Below are 18,710 nucleotides of genomic sequence, written 5' to 3'. Positions count from 1 at the left end.
ACCGATAGCGAACCAGTACCGTGAGGGAAAGGTGAAAAGCACCCCGACGAGGGGAGTGAAACAGTACCTGAAACCGAACGCCTACAAACAGCCGGAGCGCAAGTGACGGCGTACCTTTTGTATAATGGGTCAGCGACTTGGTCTCACGAGCAAGCTTAAGCCGTTAGGTGTAGGCGCAGCGAAAGCGAGTCTGAATAGGGCGCATGAGTTCGTGGGATCAGACCCGAAACCGGGTGATCTAGGCATGAGCAGGTTGAAGGTGCGGTAACACGCACTGGAGGACCGAACCCACATCCGTTGAAAAGGATCGGGATGACTTGTGCCTAGGGGTGAAAGGCCAATCAAACTCGGATATAGCTGGTTCTCCGCGAAATCTATTTAGGTAGAGCGTCAGACGAATACCTCTGGGGGTAGAGCACTGGATGGGTAATGGGGTCCCACAGACTTACTGATCCTAACCAAACTCCGAATACCAGAGAGTACTATCTGGCAGACACACATCGGGTGCTAAGGTCCGGTGTGAAAAGGGAAACAGCCCTGACCAACAGCTAAGGCCCCTAATTCGTGGCTAAGTGGGAAAGCATGTGAGACGGCCAAAACAACCAGGATGTTGGCTTAGAAGCAGCCATCATTTAAAGAAAGCGTAACAGCTCACTGGTCTAGATAAGCTGTCTTGCGGCGAAGATGTAACGGGGCTCAAGCCACGAGCCGAAGCTTTGGGTGCAGCAATGCGCGGTAGCGGAGCGTTCTCTGTGCGGCGAAGGGTGTGGGTGACCTATCCTGGAGCGCAGAGAAGTGAGAATGCTGACATGAGTAGCGACAAAGAGGGTGAGAGACCCTCTCGCCGAAAGTCCAAGGGTTCCTGCTTAAAGTTAATCTGAGCAGGGTGAGCCGACCCCTAAGGCGAGGCCGAAAGGCGTAGTCGATGGGAACCAGGTTAATATTCCTGGGCCAGGAGGATGTGACGGATCGCAGAGGTAGTTATCCCTTATCGGATTGGGATGGCTGCTGAGCGGTTCCTGGAAATAGCCCTCCGTGAGATCGTACCCTAAACCGACACAGGTGGACTGGTAGAGTATACCAAGGCGCTTGAGAGAACTACGTTGAAGGAACTCGGCAAAATGCCTCCGTAACTTCGGGAGAAGGAGGCCCCGTCCGTGGGCAACCATGGGCGGGGGGCACAGACCAGGGGGTAGCGACTGTTTACTAAAAACACAGGGCTCTGCGAAGCCGCAAGGCGACGTATAGGGTCTGACGCCTGCCCGGTGCCGGAAGGTTAAAAGGAGGTGTGCAAGCACTGAATTGAAGCCCCGGTAAACGGCGGCCGTAACTATAACGGTCCTAAGGTAGCGAAATTCCTTGTCGGGTAAGTTCCGACCTGCACGAATGGCGTAACGATTTCCCCGCTGTCTCCAACGTAGACTCAGCGAAATTGAATTCCCCGTGAAGATGCGGGGTTCCCGCGGTCAGACGGAAAGACCCCATGCACCTTTACTACAGCTTCACACTGGCGCCAGACATGTCATGTGCAGGATAGGTGGTAGGCTTTGAAGCGGGGACGCTAGTCCTCGTGGAGCCTCCCTTGAGATACCACCCTTGTCCTGTTTGGCGTCTAACCGCGGTCCGTCATCCGGATCCGGGACCCTGTGTGGCGGGTAGTTTGACTGGGGCGGTCGCCTCCCAAAGAGTAACGGAGGCGCGCGATGGTGGGCTCAGAACGGTCGGAAATCGTTCGCTGAGTGCAATGGCATAAGCCCGCCTGACTGCGAGACTGACAAGTCGAGCAGAGACGAAAGTCGGCCATAGTGATCCGGTGGTCCCGAGTGGAAGGGCCATCGCTCAACGGATAAAAGGTACGCTGGGGATAACAGGCTGATGATGCCCAAGAGTCCATATCGACGGCATCGTTTGGCACCTCGATGTCGGCTCATCTCATCCTGGGGCTGGAGCAGGTCCCAAGGGTATGGCTGTTCGCCATTTAAAGAGGTACGTGAGCTGGGTTTAGAACGTCGTGAGACAGTTCGGTCCCTATCTGCCGTGGGTGTAGGAGACTTGAGAGGAGCTGCCCCTAGTACGAGAGGACCGGGGTGGACGTACCACTGGTGGACCAGTTGTCCTGCCAAGGGCAGTGCTGGGTAGCTATGTACGGACAGGATAACCGCTGAAGGCATCTAAGCGGGAAGCCCCCCTCAAAACAAGGTCTCCCTATCAGGGCCGTGGAAGACCACCACGTCGATAGGCTGGAGATGTAAGTGCAGCAATGCATTCAGTTGACCAGTACTAATCGCCCGATTGGCTTGAACCGATCCGGTAGTCGCAAGACAACCGATCCCAACTCAGGTCAGATACACAAAGACTTGGAAAGACGCCCGAAAGGGCAAAAATGCGTCTCACTGTCCAGGCCCAAAAGGCCAGGACGGCCAGACCTTCCGAGGAGCCCGCCAAAACGGCTCCCCCGAAGGTCTGGTGGTCACAGCGCGAGGTAAACTCCCGATCCCTTCCCGAACTCGGCCGATAAGACCCGCCGCGCCAATGGTACTGCGTCTCAAGACGTGGGAGAGTAGGTCGCCGCCAGACCAATACATCCTCATTCCCTCTCCTCACGATACATCAAACACCGCGGGGTGGAGCAGCCCGGTAGCTCGTCAGGCTCATAACCTGAAGGCCGCAGGTTCAAATCCTGCCCCCGCAACCAGAAAACCTCCACGAAGCCCCCGGCGATACCCCGCCGGGGGCTTCGTCGTTCGACCCGCAAAAGCAGCTGTCAGAAGACAGCGATCGGCGGCACGAGCCGCTGAGGCCGCCCGGTTCCCTCCGCTGACCTGCTCACCAGAAATGTCAGCAGTCTGACTGACCGCACCCCGGAACGTCCCTCGTTCATAACGCAAGCCTGCCGGTTTGAGATTGGGCGTCGGCGAGTGGTTTCATGGCAAGCGCGTCGGGCCCGGCGCCGTCGTATGGCGGGTCCGGTGAGGAATGTGCGTGACAAAGAAGGTCTCCCTGAGGATTGGAATTCTGGAATACGCCGAGTCATTTCGGGGCGTGTTTCAGCGCAATCAGCAAGGCGGGAATGCCGAGGAGTGCCGAGATCGGCATGATCGACCAAGGTCCCGCGTGGTCGACGATCACGCCTCCAATCAGGGCTCCGGCCGCGATTGCGCCGTTATAGGCGGAGACGTAGAGCGAAGACGGCGCCTCGGGTCCGTTCAGATGGGCGGCGGCCTTGAACACCCAGGTCTGCATGAGCACCGGCAGGGCGGTGTAGGCCGTGCCCCATATCAGGAGAAGAGCGACCACAAGCACATGGTTCGTGCCGGCAAAGCCGAGTGCGGCGAGGCTGGCGATCAGGACGCTCATCGTCACGAACAGCGTCGGCCGATAGCCGTAGGCCATGATCGGAGCGATGCCGAAATTGCCGATGAGACCTGCGGCACCGTAGGCCAGCAGCAGGCCGCCGATCCACGATGTCTGAAAGCCCGTGATCTGCTCAAGGAACGGCGCAATGTAGGTGAAGGCGAGGAAATTCGCCATCATGATGAGTGCCGTCACATAGACCGCCGCGCGCAGGGGGCGCTCGCGCCATGCCTCTGACACGGTGCTGTGCTTGCCGTCGTGACGTGCCGCAAGATCAGGCAGGGTCAGCCACATCTTGATGAAAACGGCGAAGGAGAGGACCGCCAGCGCGACGAAAACAACGCGCCAGCCGGCGTAATTGCCCAGAAATGTGCCGGCGGGGATGCCCAGCACGGAGGCGAGGGCCAAGCCGCCATAGACCGCCGATGTGGCGCGAACGGCATGCTTTTGGGGGACGATGCGCACTGCCATGCTCGCCGCTGTCGACCAGAAGATGCCGATGGCGGCCGCAACGACAAGCCGGCTTGCGAGCAGCACGGCATAGCTTTCTGCAAAGCATGTCAGCACGTTGCCGAGCGTGCAGGCGAGCAGAAGGCTGAGCATCAGCCATTTGCGGTTCCAGTGGCGGGTGGCCGCCGTCAACGGTGTGGCCGCGATTGCCACGAGCAACGCGAAACCAGTCACCAGGAACCCGGCCTGCCCGAGGGATACGCCGACGCCTTCCGCCATCTGGGGAAGGATGCCGATGGGCATCAGCTCCGTGCTGACGAAAGCGAATGTTCCAAGTGAGAGCGCGATGACGGCAAGCGCTTCGGCAAGAGGCGAACGCCGCTTGATCTCCCCGATGAAAGCCGTTGACGGAACTGCCGTCTCATAGCTTTCGCTTTGAGTGTGTTCAGACATTTTAATCTCCGGAATGGGTTTGACCCAACATGCCAGAGGCTGATTGATGCGCTTAGTGACGAAGTGTCTGGTTAGTCGTGCTGACACGTCACGAAACAAGGCGCTCGAAAAACGGATCCGCCATGGCGAAACCTGATGAGCACATCCGCGCGACGGAAGGCGCCGATGCTCGAGTGAGGGGCGATCCGACGCCATAGCCGGTCACGGCGCCTTTGCCGCACCCTGCGCGAACGCCATCTCCAGTGCGAGCGTCAGTGGGCGGGTTGCTTGCTCCGCCTGGGCCAGAAACGGCCCGCCCTGAAGGGCCGCGCGGCACATGATGGCGGGATGCTTCGGATCGATCATGTCACGCAGCCGGCCAGGGCCCCGCACGCGGACGAAACCATCGGCGAAGATCGCGCACCAGTGAGTGAAGCCCTGCGCAGGCATGGCGCGCTGCGCCGGCCGATTGGCAAGGTCGCCGACCAGCGAGCCGAGCGGGCACCCCAGATTTCCCGGCCCCGGTGCGTCGATCAGCGCCTTGGCCAGCGTTGCAGATCGACGGCAGATGCAAATTTTACCAGTAATGTACCGCAGAGCACAGGAACATTCTCCGTATATTTTCGAAGATAGAGGTTATGAGCGTCTCATTATAGGAGAGATAAGGGTAAATCTGATGTTTGAAAACACCATGATAACGGGATGGGCCATTTCGGTTCGCAATCTATTTTGGCGCTTTCTCTCCCAGTTCCGCGCAAAAATCCAGGAATGCACGAACCTTGGCGGCAGGATGGCGCCGAGATGGATGGATTGCGTAGAGGGGAAAGGTCTCGCCCGGCCAATCCGGGAAGAGCTCCATAAGGTGTCCGCCCGCAATCAAATGCTGCACGCCGAGGGACATGACCTGAGCTACGCCGCAGCCGGCCAGGCAGGCCTGAAGCATCGTGTTGACGTCGGTCAACAGCAATGGACCCCCCGTATGCACGGGCAGGATCGTCTTCCCGCGCTGGAACTCCCAATCAAACGGCCGCCCTGTCTGCGGATCTCGAAACTGAATGCAGGCATGGCCTGACAGATCTTCAGGTCGTTTTGGCTTTCCGTAAGAGGCGAGATACGATGGCGCTGCAACCGTCAGAATGCGCGTCTCCAGCAGGAGGCGCGAAATGAGCGATGAGGACGGTTGCGGGCCAAAGCGTACGGCAACATCCATCCCTTCCGACACTAGGTCGCCGACGCTCTCGCGCGTGTGGATTTCGATCTGGAGTTCCGGATACAATTCCGTGAACCTGCGCAGGTTCGGCGCCAGGACCAGGCCGGAGAAAAACGGATCGACGTTCACCCTCAGGCGCCCGCGGACAGTGCGCGCCGCGCCGGACGCAATCGCGGCTGCCTCCTCGATTCCTTCGAGATGGGCAACAACAGCCTCGTAAAAGCGGGCTCCTTCGTCGGTCAGGTGAAGAGATCGCGTGGTCCTGTCGAACAGTCGGATGCCCAAGCGGTCCTCCAGGCGGGAGATCGCCCGACTAACGCCGGACGGCGTCAGTCCAAGCATTTCGCTTGCGCTGGCGAAGGTGCCACGTTCCACCACAGCCGCCAGCACCCCCACGCCGGAGAGGATGCGTCCATCAAAATTCATGACGTCCAGCCCCTTTCCTGATCCCGATTTCGTGAGTCATGATCATCATCAGACTAACATTGGCCTGTGGCGCGCATCAATATACCTGCGGGGCGTCAGGCGCGAACCAGGCAATGAGGCGCACCTGCTCCCCTGAAACGTCCGCCTTCCGGGGTCAGACTGTTCTCCAAGCCAGGAGACACACAACGCCCGCCAACATGCCCCTCGCGGCGAAAGCCGCGCGAGGGCGGAGAGCCATCCTGCGCATCTCGTGACAGGCAGCTCGCGCAAATGCGCCGTTTCGACAAGCCCCGGAACGGCGCTGCGGGCAGGGTGGCGTTGATCCGTGGCCGGGCAGGGCAGTGTCGCTCCTGCGCCGGGCCCGGCCTGTTGAGGAGACCGATCCCAGCCATGCCGGACCAGACTGCCCCACCGATGCCCTCGCCCCTGCCGGGATTCCTGCTGCTGTTGTCCGCCACCACGGGCATGATCGACGCGATCAGCGTTCTGGGGCTGGGCAATGTCTTCACCGCGAACATGACCGGGAACGTGGTGTTCCTGGGGTTCGCGGCGGCGGGGGAGAGCCGGTTCGCGCCCCTGTCCCTCGCCATGGCGCTGCTGGCGTTTCTCGTCGGGGCTACGCTGTCGGGCTGCCTGGCCAATCGGTATCGCGCGCAGCCGCCCCGACGCTGGCTGCTGTTCTCCGCGCTCGCCGAGACGGGGCCGATCTGGGCCGCTGCCGCGTCCTGCTTCTGGGCGGGTGACGGCGGGCTGGTGCTGCGCAGCGGGCCGGAGGGCGGCCTCCTGCTGGCGGCGATCGCCTGTCTCGGCTTCGCGATGGGCTTTCGCAACGCCACCATCCGGCGGCTCGGGGTTGCCGATCTCACCACCACGGTGCTCACCCTCACGCTGACCGGGCTCGCGGCCGACAGTTCGTTGGCCGGCGGCGCGGACCCGAACCTGCGCCGCCGCATCGGCGCCGTGGTGGCCATGTTCGCCGGGGCCTTCATCGGGGCGGGGCTGATGCGGATCGCCGGGCTGGTGGTTCCGCTGCTGCTCGCGGGCCTGATCGTGCTGGGGGCCACGCTGGCGATCATGCGCCATCCGTTCCTGGCCCGTCCGCTGCCCGCGAAGCCCGGTTGACGCGCGATGCGGCGTTCGTTCCGAAAATGTCGCGATCCCGCAATATCCGACCCGGCGACGGCCGCATCCTGACCGCCTCTCCCTCCCGCAACCGCCTGTCCGAAACGGGCCTTTCCGGAATCCACCCATGAAGATCTACCTCATCTCCCTCGCGTGCGGCCTGTTGGTCGGTGTCATCTACAGCCTGCTTCAGGTGCGCTCCCCGGCTCCGCCGGTGGTTGCGCTGGTCGGGCTGCTGGGCATCCTGATCGGGGAACAGGCGATGCCCGCGGTCCGCTGGGTGACCTCGAAGACCTCCGCCGAGAGCGAGGGCCACTCGCGTGCCTCGATGCGGCACCTGTTCGGCGAGCTTCCCAGCGCCCACGGCCCGGCGGAAAAGGGCCGTTCCGCCCCCGGGGTGTCGGACCGCAACGCGGGCTGACCCCGGCGCAGCACCCGTCCGGGCCGCCGCGGGCCATGCCCGGCAGGCCCCCGTCCGTGGGGGCCGATGCCTGCCGAAGCCCCGTGCGGTGAAGGCGCAATCATGCCTGCCGCGCCCGGGCAGTCCCTCCGGCGCGCCTTCGCGCGTGGCCACTTCTGACAAGGATTTCCGATGATGCCGCTCTCGTCCGCCCCCGCGCGCCTGCGTGTCGCGCGCAGGCTCTGCCTGCTGGCGCTTTGCGCCGCCTACATCCAGGGCCCGCTGACCAAGATCGCCGATTTCCCCGGGGCCCTGGCCGAGATGACGCATTTCGGGCTGACGCCGGCGCCGCTCTTCGCCGTGGGGGTGATCGGCTTCGAGCTGGTCGCCTCGGCGATGGTGGTCAGCGGATACGGCCGCCGGATCGCGGCGCTGGCCCTTGCCGCCTTCACCCTTGCCGCCACGCTGATGGCCCTGCGTTTCTGGGAGATGGAGAGCGGCCCGGCGCGGAGCATGGCCACGAACGGGTTCTTCGAGCATGTGGGGCTGGCCGGGGCCTTCCTCTACGTTGCCCTCACCGCGCCGGTCGCGGACGACAGGCGGAGCTGGCCTTTCGGGTCGAGGGGATAACAGCCTTGGCCGCCCCGGTGGAAACCCGCCGTGCGTAAGCCATGTGCCGGCCGCGCAGGGCCCGTGCAAACCCCGCACAGAAGGCTGCGCGAGGTCCGGTCCCTCCTTCCGGTGTGAACCGGCGTGTGCGGCGCGCGCCGGCGTCGGGTCACTGCGGCGGGGGCGGCAGCAGGTTCGGGGCCTGCCCGGTCAGCTCGGCGCGCATCGAGAGCAGCGTGAGGTTGCCGGGCGCGGCCTGAAGCGCTTCGTTCAGCGTGGCGATGGCCGCGGCCTCGCCCTCGGTCGCCGCCGCGATGCGGGCCAGCATCACCCAGGCATCCACGCGCTGCGGATCGAGCGCCACCACCGAACGGAAAGCCTGTGCCGCGGCCGGCAGGTTGCGCCTGGTCAGCGCCATGCCGCCGAGCTGCAGGTGGGTTTCCGGGAAGTCCAGCCGGCTGCCGAGCGCCTCCTGCCATTCGCCCATCGCGCGGCGCAGCTGCCCGGCGTAGCGGGGCGGGAGACGGGCGATCGGAGCGTTCATCATCTCGCGCGCCGCGGCGATGCGCACTGCGCGTGACGGATCTCCCAGCAGCCCGATCACCCGCTGGACGCGCACCTGCGGCGGGGCGAGGCGCTGCACACCGACGGCGGCCTCGCGCACCACCGGGTCCGGATCGTCGAGCAGGCCGGCGAGGGCGGTAGCGTCCTCCTCGGACTCCGACTGTTCCAGCAGCCAGAGCGCCGTGGCGCGCACGATGCCCGGCATGTCCGCGTCACGCGCCAGCAGCGACAGCTCGGCGTGTGCTGCGGCGGGGTTCGCCCTGCCGCGGGCCAGCACCTCGCCGTAATGCGGGCCGCGGTGGCTCTCGTCGGGGAACCATTCTGCGATGCGCGTGGCCGCCCAGTCCGCCGAGCGGTCCGCGTGGCAGGTGGTGCAGGCGTCCGGCGCGCCGGTGGTGGCGGCGAGGTCCGGGCGCGGGATGCGGAAGGAATGGTCCGTCCGCCAGTCATTGCCCATGTAGACCCGCTCGGTCATGTGGCAGCTGCGGCACTGGGCGCCGGGCGTGCCGGGCGCGTGGTGATGATGTTCGGGGCTGTCGTAGGTGGCCCGGCCGGCCCGGGGGAAATCCGCGTTGGCGTCCGGCGCGTGGCACTGGGTGCACAGGGCGTTGCCCTCGGCCCGCAGGCGGGCGGAATGCGGCTCATGGCAATTCGCGCAATCCACCCCGGCGGCGTACATCTTCGACTGGAGGAAGGAGCCGTAGACATAGACCTCGTCGAGGATCTGGCCATCGGCCTCGTAGAGGCCCGGGCGCAGCAGGGCCAGGCTGTAGGCGTCACTGTAGGGCGTGCCGGGCAGGGGATTGCCGTCGAGGAACGCCTCGCGGCGCGAGTGGCAGCCGGCGCATTGCTGGATCAGCCCCGCGCTGGTGGAGAGATCGGCGCTGAACCCGTGGGTGGCGGGGGCTGGCGCGGCCGGGGTCTGCGCCCAGGCCAGATGGTCTGCGCCGGGGCCGTGGCAGGCCTCGCAGCCCACGCCGATTTCCGCCGCGGTGGAGGCGTAGGACTGCGCGCGGGCATCGTAATTCGTTGCGAACCCGGTGGCGTGACAGGTGGCGCAGCGGCTGTTCCAGGTCTTGTAGGGGCCGGTCCAGTGCAGGCCGTCGTCGGGCGGCAGGCGGGTATCGGGGTAGAGGTGAAACCACTGTCTTCGCTCGGTATCCCAGACCACGTCGAAGGATTGCAGCCGGCCCGGCCCGGTCTCCACCAGGTATTGCTGCAGCGGCGCGATCCCCACCACGGAGTGCAGCGGGTAATCGGTGCTGCGCCCGTCAAGCTCGGTGACCTCGATGTGTCGCGTGCCGTCCGGCGCGGTGCGGAAGCGCACCGACATGTCGCCCAGGGTGAAGCTGCTGTCATCGAAATCGGCCAGCAGGTGGCCATCGTCGGGCAGGGTCCATGCGAGGGCGTGATGTGAATCGGCCCAGGCCTGCATGGCGTCGGCGTGGCAGCCGGCACAGGCCTGCGAGCCGACATATCCCGCGGGCTGCGACTGGGCGGGCCCCGGGCCCCAGCCCGCGAGCCAGAGCAGGATGAGGCAGGCGAGGCTGGCTGGACGGCTGGCGAGACGGGTCATGCTGTCCTTTCCGGCGCTGCGGTGGAGGCATCGCCTGTACCAGAAGGTGTCCCCGGCGGGGGTGCGAAAGCAAGCCTCCAGCGCGCGGGCCGGGGTGCAACTCCGGATTTGCCGCTCATTCTCGCGGTCATCCCCCACGACACGCGCGCGGGAAGTCCGTCATCGCGCACATCGCCCGGCCGCTGCCGGCAATCCAGCAGCGCGAACAGCCGCCGGAACCGCACGAAGATTGGCGTGCAGGTTGACGGAGCGAGCGATCTTGGCGACCAGTGGTCGAAATCCCCCCCTTCAGAGAGGAAGTTACTGCAGGGGTCGCCGAGAACAGAACCGTCCGGGCCGTATCATGACCAGGGTCTTGAACGCGTGACATATTCCAATGTCCTCTGGTCCGGGAGAACTCTCACTTTGACGCTGAGTGCTCACAAGAAAGAGGCCCCAATGTTTGTGCGGTGGCCTGGAAGAAGGATCCGTTCGGAGGTTCTGACCTGCGCACCGGCCCTGGCACCGCTGGCAAGCGGATCAGGAGGGGAGGCCGGTCCGCGCGCGCATCCATAGGCGGCGATGCTCGTTGGCGCCCCGCGCTTTTGACGGTTCGCACGCCGGACGGGAATTGGATGTGGGGATGTCTCGGGCAAGCATTTGCAGGGCGATGCAATTTGCTGTCAGCAAGCCGTGTCTTTGCGGCGAGCATGAAGTGTGAATGTTCTTCGCGGCGTCGCATTGAAATAATCATATTTATATAAGTAAATATTGGAATATCTCTTCGAAATAAACTTTATAGAGCCGCCTGAAAGGTGACCAAACGTTCGTATAGTTGCTTTCCTGTCATGGTCGCTTCACGCTGAAAGAACGGCGTGATGCATCGGAGGGGTGTCCGGGCGCCGGGGTCGAACCGCTCCTGGCCTCCCCCAGCCAGGTCGCTTTCGAGAATCCAGTTGGAGAACTCCGATGACGGCCTCCGCCATGCGCCTGATCGTGACCGAGGCCCGGCCCGCCTGTTGGCGCGCCGCGATCAGCACTCCGCCGATCCCGCTCCATGACCCGGAGATGCTTGCGGAATTGCGTCTGCCGGCGGACGGCATCGACAGCGATCCGAAGCTAAAGGTGGTCGTTTTCGACAGCAGCGATCCTGCCTTTCCCGGTGCTCACCATGACGTGGCTCGGGGGCGGGAAATGCCGGACGGGCCCGATGCTGCACCCTTTCCCGAGTGGCCGAATATCGGGACCGGACTGGCTCGATCACGGGTTGTCGCTGTTGCCGAAGCCGGGGCCCGTGGCCACGGCCGCGCATGCGCCCTCGTCTGCGACATCCGGTGCGCCAACCGGGAGAGAGCCGTCTTCGGCCAGTTCGAAGGTGCGCCGGGTGTCGTTCCGGGAAGCGGCGCCACGGACTGGCTGTCGCGATCGGCCCGCGGATCACGGGCGATCGACATACAGGCAGGTGCCGACGATTTCGATGCCGACACGACCGAGCGCTATGGCCGGGTCAAGCGCGCATCCCCGGACAGTGAACGGAACCTTCCCGAATGCCGAACTCTCCTCTGATCGCGATCATCGATGATGACGCAAGTGTCCGCAAAGGGCTCGCCAGCCTTCTGCGGGTCGAGGGGTTTGATGTTCAGACGTTCGGAAGCGCGAACGAATTTCTGGGGGAGCCATCCGGGGCGGTTCCGGACTGTGTCCTGACCGATATCCAGATGCCGGGCATGAGCGGCCTCGATCTCCAGAAGCGGCTGCGCATCGCGTCGCCCGGGCTGCCGGTGATCGTGATGACGGCCCTGCCGGATCGATCGTTGCGCGACCGCGCGATGTCCGCAGGCGCTGCCAGCTATTTCGAGAAGCCATTCGACGAGAACGAACTCGTGAGGGTGATCCGGGAATTCGTGGGTAAAGGGGAATGCTGATGAACATGTATCTTGATACTCGGGGCACTGCATATAAGAATTCGATGAATCTTCCCATTGGCGAACCATCTGCGCGTAATGCCGAAATGATGAATGTCCGGTCCCTGGTGCATATCGTCGATGACGACCCGTCCATGCGGTATGCCATCGCGGCGGTGCTGCGATCGGTCGACATCCGGTCGGCGGCTTACGACTCCTGCCAGGCGTTCCTGGCGGCGGACGTGGACGATGTTCCGGGGTGCCTGTTGCTCGACGTCCGGCTTCCCGGCGTCAGCGGGCTGGATTTCCAGACCAGCATGCAGGGCCACGGGATCAGGCTGCCGGTCATCATGATCACGGCGCATGCCGACGTGCCCATGTCCGTGCGTGCGATGAAGGCGGGTGCGGTGGACTTCCTGCCCAAACCGTTCCGCGACCAGGATCTGCTGGATGCGGTCGGCATCGCCATTGACCGCGACATCCGGCGCAGAAGCGCTGACGATCAGCTCGGCAAGGTCAAGGCGTGCTACGAGACCCTGTCCACACGCGAGAAGCAGGTGATGGGCCTCGTCACGTCCGGCAAGCTGAACAAGCAGGCTGCGCATGAGCTGGGCCTGAGCGAGATCACGGTGAAACTGTACCGAGCGTCGGCGATGAAAAAGATGGGCGCGCGCAGCCTTGCGGATTTCGTGCGCATGGCGGAGCGCCTCGACATCCGCCCGCAGGCATAGCCATGATCATTGCCGCAGGGCCGGGGGCAGGCGGACGACAAAGCAGGCGCCATCGGGGCCATTCCTGGCGCTGATCGTTCCGTCATGGCTCTGCACGATCGAACGGCAGATCGACAGACCCATGCCCATGCCCTCCTTCTTGGTGGTGAAGAAGCCGGTGAACAGGTCATCGATATCGGTCGCCGCGATTCCCGGGCCGGTATCGGACACCGTCGCCGTCACGCTGCCATCCTCGCTCAGCCCGGTGGAAACGGTGAGACGGCGCGGCCTGGCAGTGTTCGAGGCCATGGCCTGGATGGCGTTCACCGCGAGATTGATGACGACCTGCTGGAGCTGGATCTTGTCCCCGTGGATCAGCGGCAGATCGCTTCCCAGCCGGACAGAGATGTCGATGGCCTTCGACTGGCTCTCGTGGCGGACGATCAGCAGCGCCTCCTCCACCACCTCGTTGATGAGAAGGGGGGCCAGTTCCGGGTCGCGCTTGAGCGCCATGCCACGAATGCGGGCGATGATGTCGCTCGCCCGGCGGGCGTCCGCCACCATCTGCCCCGCCAGGGCCGCGACCTCCTGCAGGTCCGGCTCGGCGCGCGCCAGCCAGCGCAGGCTGGCCTGGCCGAGGGCCGAGATCGCGGCAAGCGGCTGGTTGACCTCATGCGCGATCGAGGCGGTCAACTCGCCCAGGGTCGAGACTCGGGCGGCGTGCGAGACGTCCGCCTGGGCGCGGCGCAGCCGCTCCTCGGCGCGCTTGCGATCATGGATGTCAACCGTGGCGAAGACGGTGATGCCGCGCTCCTGCAGGGCGGGCGGATAGGAAATGGAAAAGGCGACGTCGATCTCGCGGCCGTCGAGCGCGAGCATGCGTGTCTCCTCACCATGCCCGGACTTCCCCGCCCAGCGTGCTTCCATCGAACGGCGGAACGGGCCGGGGTTGCGGTGCCAGTAGCGCGCCGCCGTCGTTCCGGCAAATTCCGCCGGGTCGGTTCCGCCGCACAGCCGGACGGTCGCGTCGTTGACCTCCTGAACGGTCACAACATCCAGGCAGCGCGCCAGAAACCCGGGATGCGCATCGAAATGGGAGCCGAGGTCAGTGACGCCGGCCGCCTTCAGTTGCGCCAGCATGTCCGTGAGCCCTGACGTATCGCATTGCCACAGCGCGATCGGCATGTGGTTGAACAGGTCCCGATAGCGGCGCTCGCTCTGGCCGAGGGCACGGTCGGCCCGTTTCCGCTCGCTGATGTCGACGAAGCCGACGACATTGATCCCCCGATCCATGAGCGCCGCCGGAAAGGACATGGCATAGAGCACGTCGGTGACATTGCCGGCGAGCGTGTTGACGCGCGTTTCTTCCGAATAGGATGGCCGGCCGGCCAGCCGGGCCTGAAGCGACCGGCCGATGGTCTCGGGGCTCTCCTTCCACCCCCACGTGATCGGGCCCCTTATGTCGTCGACATTTCCGGCCTCGAACAGACGCAACGCTTCGGCATTCGCGTCCTCGATCCGGGGCAGGTGCAGGGCCTCCTGCACGAAATCGGGATTGTCCCGGACATGGGCAGCCAGATCGGCGATACCGTCCGCCCGCAAGGCCGCGAGCCGGCTGAAAAGCGGCCTCATGTCGAGTTGCAGCAGGGCGATCGGCATGTGGTTGAACAGGTCGCGATACCGGTGCTCGCTGACCTCCAGTTCCCGATAGGCCCGCTTGTGTTCCCCGATGTCGAGGAGGCTGATCAGCACGTTCTCGCCGCGCGGGCGGTCAGGCGTCGTCCATGTCGTGAACCGGACATCGATCAGCTTTCCTTCAGACGTGCGGAACTGCAGGTCGAGCGGCCCGAGCTTCCGCTTGTGATAGCGGCTGACGAACGCTTCGCGAAACGCCCATTCGCCTTCGGGGGGAATGAACCTGCCCGGCGCGCCGAGCACGTTGTCCCGAGAGCCAGCCTCGAACAGGTCGATCGCCATTTCGTTGGCATCCACCAGCACAATGGCGTCGATCGCCCGGCGCACAAACTCCGGATGTGCGTCGATGTACGCGACAAGATCCTCGACGCCGGCCGCCCTCAGATCGTCCAGCAGGTCGTCGACGCGGTCCATGTCGGCCTCGAGATAGCCGACGGCCATCGCTTCAAACAGGCGGCGATACCTTTCCTCGCTCCTGCGCAGTTCCGCCGTTGCCCGCTTGCGTTCGCTGATATCGATGACGCCGACGAGAACGGTTCCCTTGGCCTTGTGGCCTGTGGGCCAGCAGACGGTGAAGAGCACGTCCATCCGGCGGCCATCGTATGTCGTCACGACGGTTTCGGTGCTGTAGCTGTCCTCCTGCCGTGCCGCGGCGATCAGCGATTCCGCGAAGACATGCCGGCTGTCCGGCGGCCAGGCCCAGCCCATGTGCTGCGACAGGATGATGTCGCGCGGGGCTGCGAACAGCTCGGCCGTCATGTCGTTCACGTCGACAACCGAGACCAGTTCGATCGCGGCGTCGATGAAATCGGTGTCGGTCCTGAGGTATCCCGCGACGTCGGTCACGCCCGAGGCCACAAGCTCGCCGATCGCCTTGCGCACCCGCGAGAAATCCAGCTCCCAGAACGAAACGGCCATTGCGTGGAAGATGTTCTCGTATCTGTGCCCGTCGATTTCCGACTTGCTGGCGCGCGCCGTATCGCGCGACCATTCGATGATCTCCGGGGGGCTGCCGTCCGCGCCGCGTCGCAGCATCGCCCGGACGGAGACACACAGCTCCCTTCCATCGGCGGCCGTCCTGAAAATCTCTCCTTCCCAGCGTCCGTCGGTCTTGAGCGCTTCCATGATGGCGGCCAGGCCGAACGGATGGCGAGACCGCACGAGCTCATCGATGTCCCTTCCGAGGACAGCGTGCGCCGGCCACCCGTACAGGCGCTCCGCCCCGCCATTCCAGTGGCGTACGCGCCCATCCATTGCGCGAGCGACGATGCTGTCGGGTACGAGGTCCGGAAGACCATCATCCAGATCAGTCATGGGATATGCCTCAGCTCCGTCCTCTCCCGCGAACAAAAATCACCCAGGCACATACCAATCCATCGTCTGAGTATCTGAAATGACTTGTTCTTGATCTTCCGCCGCGGCCGGAGGGAAACTTTCGTATAAGTGAAGCAACCCATTCCCTATATTCGAGAACCCCATGTTTCGCGCTAGAAGTCAAGCAACGGCATCAGCGACGAAACAGAGGTTCCGATGACCAGACTCACCGACAGGCTTTCCCCCGAGGAGGTCCACATCACCAGCGGCGGGCTGCAGATTTTCGCCCGCATCTGGCGCCCGTCGACCCCGCCGCGCGCGATCCTCGCCATCTGCCACGGGCTCAACTCGCACAGCGGCCAATACGCCTGGGTCGCCGAGCAGATGGTCGCCGCCGGTCTCTCCGTCTACGCGCTTGACCTGCGCGGTCGCGGTCGATCCGAAGGAGACCGGTTCTTCGCCGGGAGCATTGACGATTACGTCAGCGACCTCTCTGCCCTGATCCGGCTCGCCAGGGTGCGGGAGCCGGGTCTTCCGGTCTATCTTCTCGGCCACAGCGCCGGCGGCGTGACATCCTGCGTCTACGCGCTCGAGAACCAATCGCAACTCGCCGGCCTCATCTGCGAGAGCTTCGCCTTCCAGGTGCCGGCGCCCGACATCGCCCTGGCCGTGATCAAGGGCGTCAGCCGCATCGCGCCCCATGCGCGTGTCCTGCGGCTCAGGAACGCGGATTTCTCGCGAGACCCGGAGGTCGTCAAGGCGTTGAACGACGACCCGCTGATCGCCGGTGAATCCCAGCCGTGTCAAACCGTGGCATCGCTGATACGGGCCGACGAGCGGCTGAAGCGTGAGTTTCCGCTCATCACCCTGCCTGTCCTCATCCTTCACGGGACGGCCGACAAAGCCACCAGGCCGAGCGGGAGCCGGTTCTTCCACGAGACTGCCGGATCGACCGACAAGTCGCTCAGGCTCTATGACGGCCATTACCACGATCTCCTGAGTGACCTGGGCAAGGAGGAGGTTATGGCCGACATCCGGGACTGGATCGAGGCGCGCTTGCCGATGGCCTGACGACCTGCGCGGGCATCGCCCGGCCTGAAGCCCGCGTCCCCCCGGCAGGACTCGCGGTGGAGACCTGTCCCACGCAAGCCCGTTCAGCCTTGGCCGACGCGGCAGATGAACCGATTTTCGCCTCCGCCACAACCGCCGGCGCGCCCGTTACGGACATCCGGAACGCTTTCGAGCCGGCGCGACAAGACTTCGCTCCGCACCTGTCGCTGAATCACCCTGCATCCCGATATCACCGCGCGGTTCAGCCGGGCTGATACTGCAGGCAACAGGAAGGAACTATCCAATGTGCAGGGACCGACACAGGCAACGAAGGGAAATACTGGCGGCCAGTTTCCTTCTCGGAACCCTGGGAGCCGTCACGTCCGCCTCCGCCCATGTCAAATGGTTCGCGCCCTACATCGTCGGAGCCAGCCCGCAGCCGATCGCAAGCGTGATGGCGGATCCATGGTTCTGGGCCGGGATCCTTCTTGCCGCGCTCTTCTTCGTGGCCGCCCGGCTGATCGAAGCGAGCCGTTCCGGAAGCGGCATTCATGCCGGGCTCGACCGGCTTTCGGCACCTGTGGGGCACAGGCTCGATGACTATGTGCGCGTCACCGTCGGCGCCTTCTTCGTGGCCATCTTCTCGGTGGGCGGAGTGTATCTGACGCCGGATCTGAAGACGCCCGCGGAATGGGTATCGTGGCTGCAGCTTCTCATCGCCGGCTGCATCTTCTTCCGCCGGACGATGCCGCTCGCGGGCGCCGGGATCATCCTTCTCTGGGTTCTGGCCCTCAGAGACTACGACCTGTTTCACCTGTTCGACTATCTGGCGCTTGGCCTCGGTGTTGCCGGCTACCTTGTCCTCGAACCCTCGAAGAACGAGGCTTGGCGGTCCCATCGATTCGAGGTCCTGCGGTGGGGTCTCGCGGTCGCCCTCATGTGGTCGAGCCTGGAGAAGTTCGCATTTCCGGGCTGGTTCTACCCGCTGGTTCTGGAGAAGCCGTTCCTCACCTTCGGGATGCCACGCGACGTCTTCATTCCGATGGCAGGGGTTGCCGAATTCACGATGGGGTTCGGCCTGCTGTGGACCCCGCTGATCCGAAGGCTGTCAGCCGCTGCCCTGATTGTCATCTTCACTGCGGCGGTCTGGCCATTCGGGCGTATCGATCTCATCGGGCACGGCCTGATCATGGCCGTCCTCGTCGCCGTTGTGGCCGATCGCTGCCGCCAGACACGCCTTCTGCCACGCTTCAAATCCGCGGTTCCCGCGATACCGGCGGGTCTGGCGATGGCCGTCGCCGTGTTCATGGGCAGCTATTGGGGGCTCCACCGGGCATTCTACGGCAGCGAGGGGTTCACCGGCGTCGCGTCTGGCGATCAGGCCACGCATTCGCACAGCCCCGAGTATCCGCACGGACCAGTCTCCGACACGGGTATCGGCGCGCCGCCCACCGCGGGACGCTCGCAATGATCCCTGCACTGTCGTCGACGCGGCCTTCGGCCAGCGGGATCTGTCCGGCATCGGCGCTGACGGGGGCCTGAACTGCCTTCGGAAAGGAGGGCTTCCGGCTCATCGCAACCACGAGGGAGTGGAGATGGCACAGAAACCCGGAACACCGGCGTCTTTCGCCGGGAAGGCTGTGACGGACATCTCTGACGCCATGCCCAATATCGCGTGGCCCGGAGGACGGGAAATGAGAGTGGGGCCTGTAGCATCCCCATTCGTCCGAAAGCAGTCCGCTCCAGGGGGGCAGGCTACGTTGAAACAGATGTGCCGACGTGCCCGCCCGGCCCTGCACCGCAGCCTCCCGGAAGCATGCGTGTGGCATGGGTGCCAGAACGCGCCTCGTGGTGCCGGATTGTCCCAGCAAGAAGAATCTGAGCACCGTTGCTTGGTGCATATCCTGAGACGAGG

13 protein-coding genes, 1 tRNA gene and 2 rRNA genes (1 of these 16 only partly in view) are annotated in these 18,710 nt (G+C 64.3%); 11 read left to right on the top strand and 5 right to left on the bottom strand.

The features are described 5' to 3' along the window. From FDP22_RS04475 to FDP22_RS04465, 3 genes are all read left to right on the top strand, one after another. Positions 1-2,305: ribosomal RNA gene (locus tag FDP22_RS04475) — 23S ribosomal RNA — on the top strand; it begins 514 nt to the left of the window's first position. 157 nt (positions 2,306-2,462) lie between these two features. Beyond that, positions 2,463-2,577, top strand: a 5S ribosomal RNA gene (gene rrf, locus FDP22_RS04470). A gap of 41 nt (positions 2,578-2,618) precedes the next feature. Then, positions 2,619-2,695 (top strand) — tRNA-Met (locus tag FDP22_RS04465). A gap of 335 nt (positions 2,696-3,030) precedes the next feature. Here the strand turns inward: FDP22_RS04465 and FDP22_RS04460 are convergent. From FDP22_RS04460 to FDP22_RS04450, 3 genes are all read right to left on the bottom strand, one after another. After that, positions 3,031-4,257 carry an MFS transporter gene (locus FDP22_RS04460; protein ID WP_170317589.1) on the bottom strand — a complete coding sequence of 409 codons (1,227 nt, stop codon included), beginning with the start codon at positions 4,255-4,257 and terminating at the stop codon, positions 3,031-3,033. Between the two features lie 201 nt (positions 4,258-4,458). Next, positions 4,459-4,686, bottom strand: coding sequence for a hypothetical protein (locus FDP22_RS04455; RefSeq protein WP_138579366.1), 228 nt, complete (start codon positions 4,684-4,686; stop codon positions 4,459-4,461). Between the two features lie 274 nt (positions 4,687-4,960). After that, entirely contained in the window at positions 4,961-5,872 is a 912-nt protein-coding gene (locus FDP22_RS04450; RefSeq protein WP_138579364.1) for a LysR family transcriptional regulator, read from the bottom strand. Positions 5,873-6,262: 390 nt separating this feature from the next. Between FDP22_RS04450 and FDP22_RS04445 the strand changes: the two genes are divergently transcribed. The 3 genes from FDP22_RS04445 (at position 6,263) to FDP22_RS04435 (ending at position 8,024) form a co-directional block, all read left to right on the top strand. After that, positions 6,263-6,994 carry a YoaK family protein gene (locus FDP22_RS04445; RefSeq protein ID WP_138579362.1) on the top strand — a complete coding sequence of 244 codons (732 nt, stop codon included), beginning with the start codon at positions 6,263-6,265 and terminating at the stop codon, positions 6,992-6,994. Between the two features lie 127 nt (positions 6,995-7,121). After that, complete coding sequence (locus FDP22_RS04440; RefSeq protein ID WP_138579360.1) at positions 7,122-7,415, top strand: XapX domain-containing protein; 294 nt, start codon at positions 7,122-7,124, stop codon at positions 7,413-7,415. A gap of 171 nt (positions 7,416-7,586) precedes the next feature. Continuing rightward, on the top strand, positions 7,587-8,024 hold the full coding sequence (locus FDP22_RS04435; RefSeq protein WP_138579358.1) for a DoxX family protein: 438 nt from the start codon (positions 7,587-7,589) through the stop codon (positions 8,022-8,024). A 148-nt stretch (positions 8,025-8,172) separates the two neighbouring features. Here FDP22_RS04435 and FDP22_RS04430 read toward each other — a convergent pair whose 3' ends face one another. Next, positions 8,173-10,143, bottom strand: a complete 1,971-nt coding sequence (locus FDP22_RS04430) for a multiheme c-type cytochrome (protein ID WP_138579356.1) — start codon at positions 10,141-10,143, stop codon at positions 8,173-8,175. 948 nt (positions 10,144-11,091) lie between these two features. Between FDP22_RS04430 and FDP22_RS04425 the strand changes: the two genes are divergently transcribed. The 3 genes from FDP22_RS04425 to FDP22_RS04415 are packed head-to-tail and all read left to right on the top strand — an operon-like array spanning position 11,092 to position 12,757. Beyond that, positions 11,092-11,688: an enoyl-CoA hydratase/isomerase family protein gene (locus FDP22_RS04425; protein ID WP_138579354.1), complete on the top strand. Its 597-nt coding sequence runs from the start codon at positions 11,092-11,094 to the stop codon at positions 11,686-11,688. Beyond that, positions 11,670-12,047 (top strand): response regulator transcription factor, encoded by a 378-nt coding sequence (locus FDP22_RS04420; protein WP_138579352.1) that lies wholly within the window; start codon positions 11,670-11,672, stop codon positions 12,045-12,047. The genes FDP22_RS04425 and FDP22_RS04420 overlap by 19 nt, the downstream gene beginning before the upstream one ends. A gap of 44 nt (positions 12,048-12,091) precedes the next feature. Beyond that, the gene (locus FDP22_RS04415; RefSeq protein ID WP_239031863.1) at positions 12,092-12,757 is read left to right on the top strand and encodes a response regulator transcription factor; all 666 of its coding nucleotides are present in this window, start codon (positions 12,092-12,094) and stop codon (positions 12,755-12,757) included. A gap of 6 nt (positions 12,758-12,763) precedes the next feature. Here FDP22_RS04415 and FDP22_RS04410 read toward each other — a convergent pair whose 3' ends face one another. Further along, positions 12,764-15,745, bottom strand: a complete 2,982-nt coding sequence (locus FDP22_RS04410; RefSeq protein WP_138579350.1) for a PAS domain-containing sensor histidine kinase — start codon at positions 15,743-15,745, stop codon at positions 12,764-12,766. 216 nt (positions 15,746-15,961) lie between these two features. Between FDP22_RS04410 and FDP22_RS04405 the strand changes: the two genes are divergently transcribed. Together FDP22_RS04405 and FDP22_RS04400 are read left to right on the top strand one after the other, a co-directional pair. Further along, complete coding sequence (locus tag FDP22_RS04405) at positions 15,962-16,816, top strand: alpha/beta hydrolase (RefSeq protein WP_138579348.1); 855 nt, start codon at positions 15,962-15,964, stop codon at positions 16,814-16,816. Between the two features lie 283 nt (positions 16,817-17,099). Then, a complete protein-coding gene (locus FDP22_RS04400; protein ID WP_205910837.1) occupies positions 17,100-18,266 on the top strand; it encodes a DUF305 domain-containing protein in 1,167 nt (388 codons plus the stop codon). The last annotated feature ends 444 nt before the right edge of the window (positions 18,267-18,710 follow it).

This window comes from Paroceanicella profunda (genome assembly GCF_005887635.2).
Lineage (GTDB): Bacteria > Pseudomonadota > Alphaproteobacteria > Rhodobacterales > Rhodobacteraceae > Paroceanicella > Paroceanicella profunda.
Note: the sequence above shows the minus strand (reverse complement) of the source record. Positions and strands in the feature narration are given on the sequence as shown.

Coding starts and splice junctions, on each gene's coding strand:
- FDP22_RS04460 (WP_170317589.1), bottom strand. CDS start 4,257: ATGTCTGAACACACTCAAAGCGAAAGCTATGAGACGGCAGTTCCGTCA.
- FDP22_RS04455 (WP_138579366.1), bottom strand. CDS start 4,686: ATGCCTGCGCAGGGCTTCACTCACTGGTGCGCGATCTTCGCCGATGGT.
- FDP22_RS04450 (WP_138579364.1), bottom strand. CDS start 5,872: ATGAATTTTGATGGACGCATCCTCTCCGGCGTGGGGGTGCTGGCGGCT.
- FDP22_RS04445 (WP_138579362.1), top strand. CDS start 6,263: ATGCCGGACCAGACTGCCCCACCGATGCCCTCGCCCCTGCCGGGATTC.
- FDP22_RS04440 (WP_138579360.1), top strand. CDS start 7,122: ATGAAGATCTACCTCATCTCCCTCGCGTGCGGCCTGTTGGTCGGTGTC.
- FDP22_RS04435 (WP_138579358.1), top strand. CDS start 7,587: ATGATGCCGCTCTCGTCCGCCCCCGCGCGCCTGCGTGTCGCGCGCAGG.
- FDP22_RS04430 (WP_138579356.1), bottom strand. CDS start 10,143: ATGACCCGTCTCGCCAGCCGTCCAGCCAGCCTCGCCTGCCTCATCCTG.
- FDP22_RS04425 (WP_138579354.1), top strand. CDS start 11,092: ATGACGGCCTCCGCCATGCGCCTGATCGTGACCGAGGCCCGGCCCGCC.
- FDP22_RS04420 (WP_138579352.1), top strand. CDS start 11,670: ATGCCGAACTCTCCTCTGATCGCGATCATCGATGATGACGCAAGTGTC.
- FDP22_RS04415 (WP_239031863.1), top strand. CDS start 12,092: ATGAATCTTCCCATTGGCGAACCATCTGCGCGTAATGCCGAAATGATG.
- FDP22_RS04410 (WP_138579350.1), bottom strand. CDS start 15,745: ATGACTGATCTGGATGATGGTCTTCCGGACCTCGTACCCGACAGCATC.
- FDP22_RS04405 (WP_138579348.1), top strand. CDS start 15,962: ATGACCAGACTCACCGACAGGCTTTCCCCCGAGGAGGTCCACATCACC.
- FDP22_RS04400 (WP_205910837.1), top strand. CDS start 17,100: ATGTGCAGGGACCGACACAGGCAACGAAGGGAAATACTGGCGGCCAGT.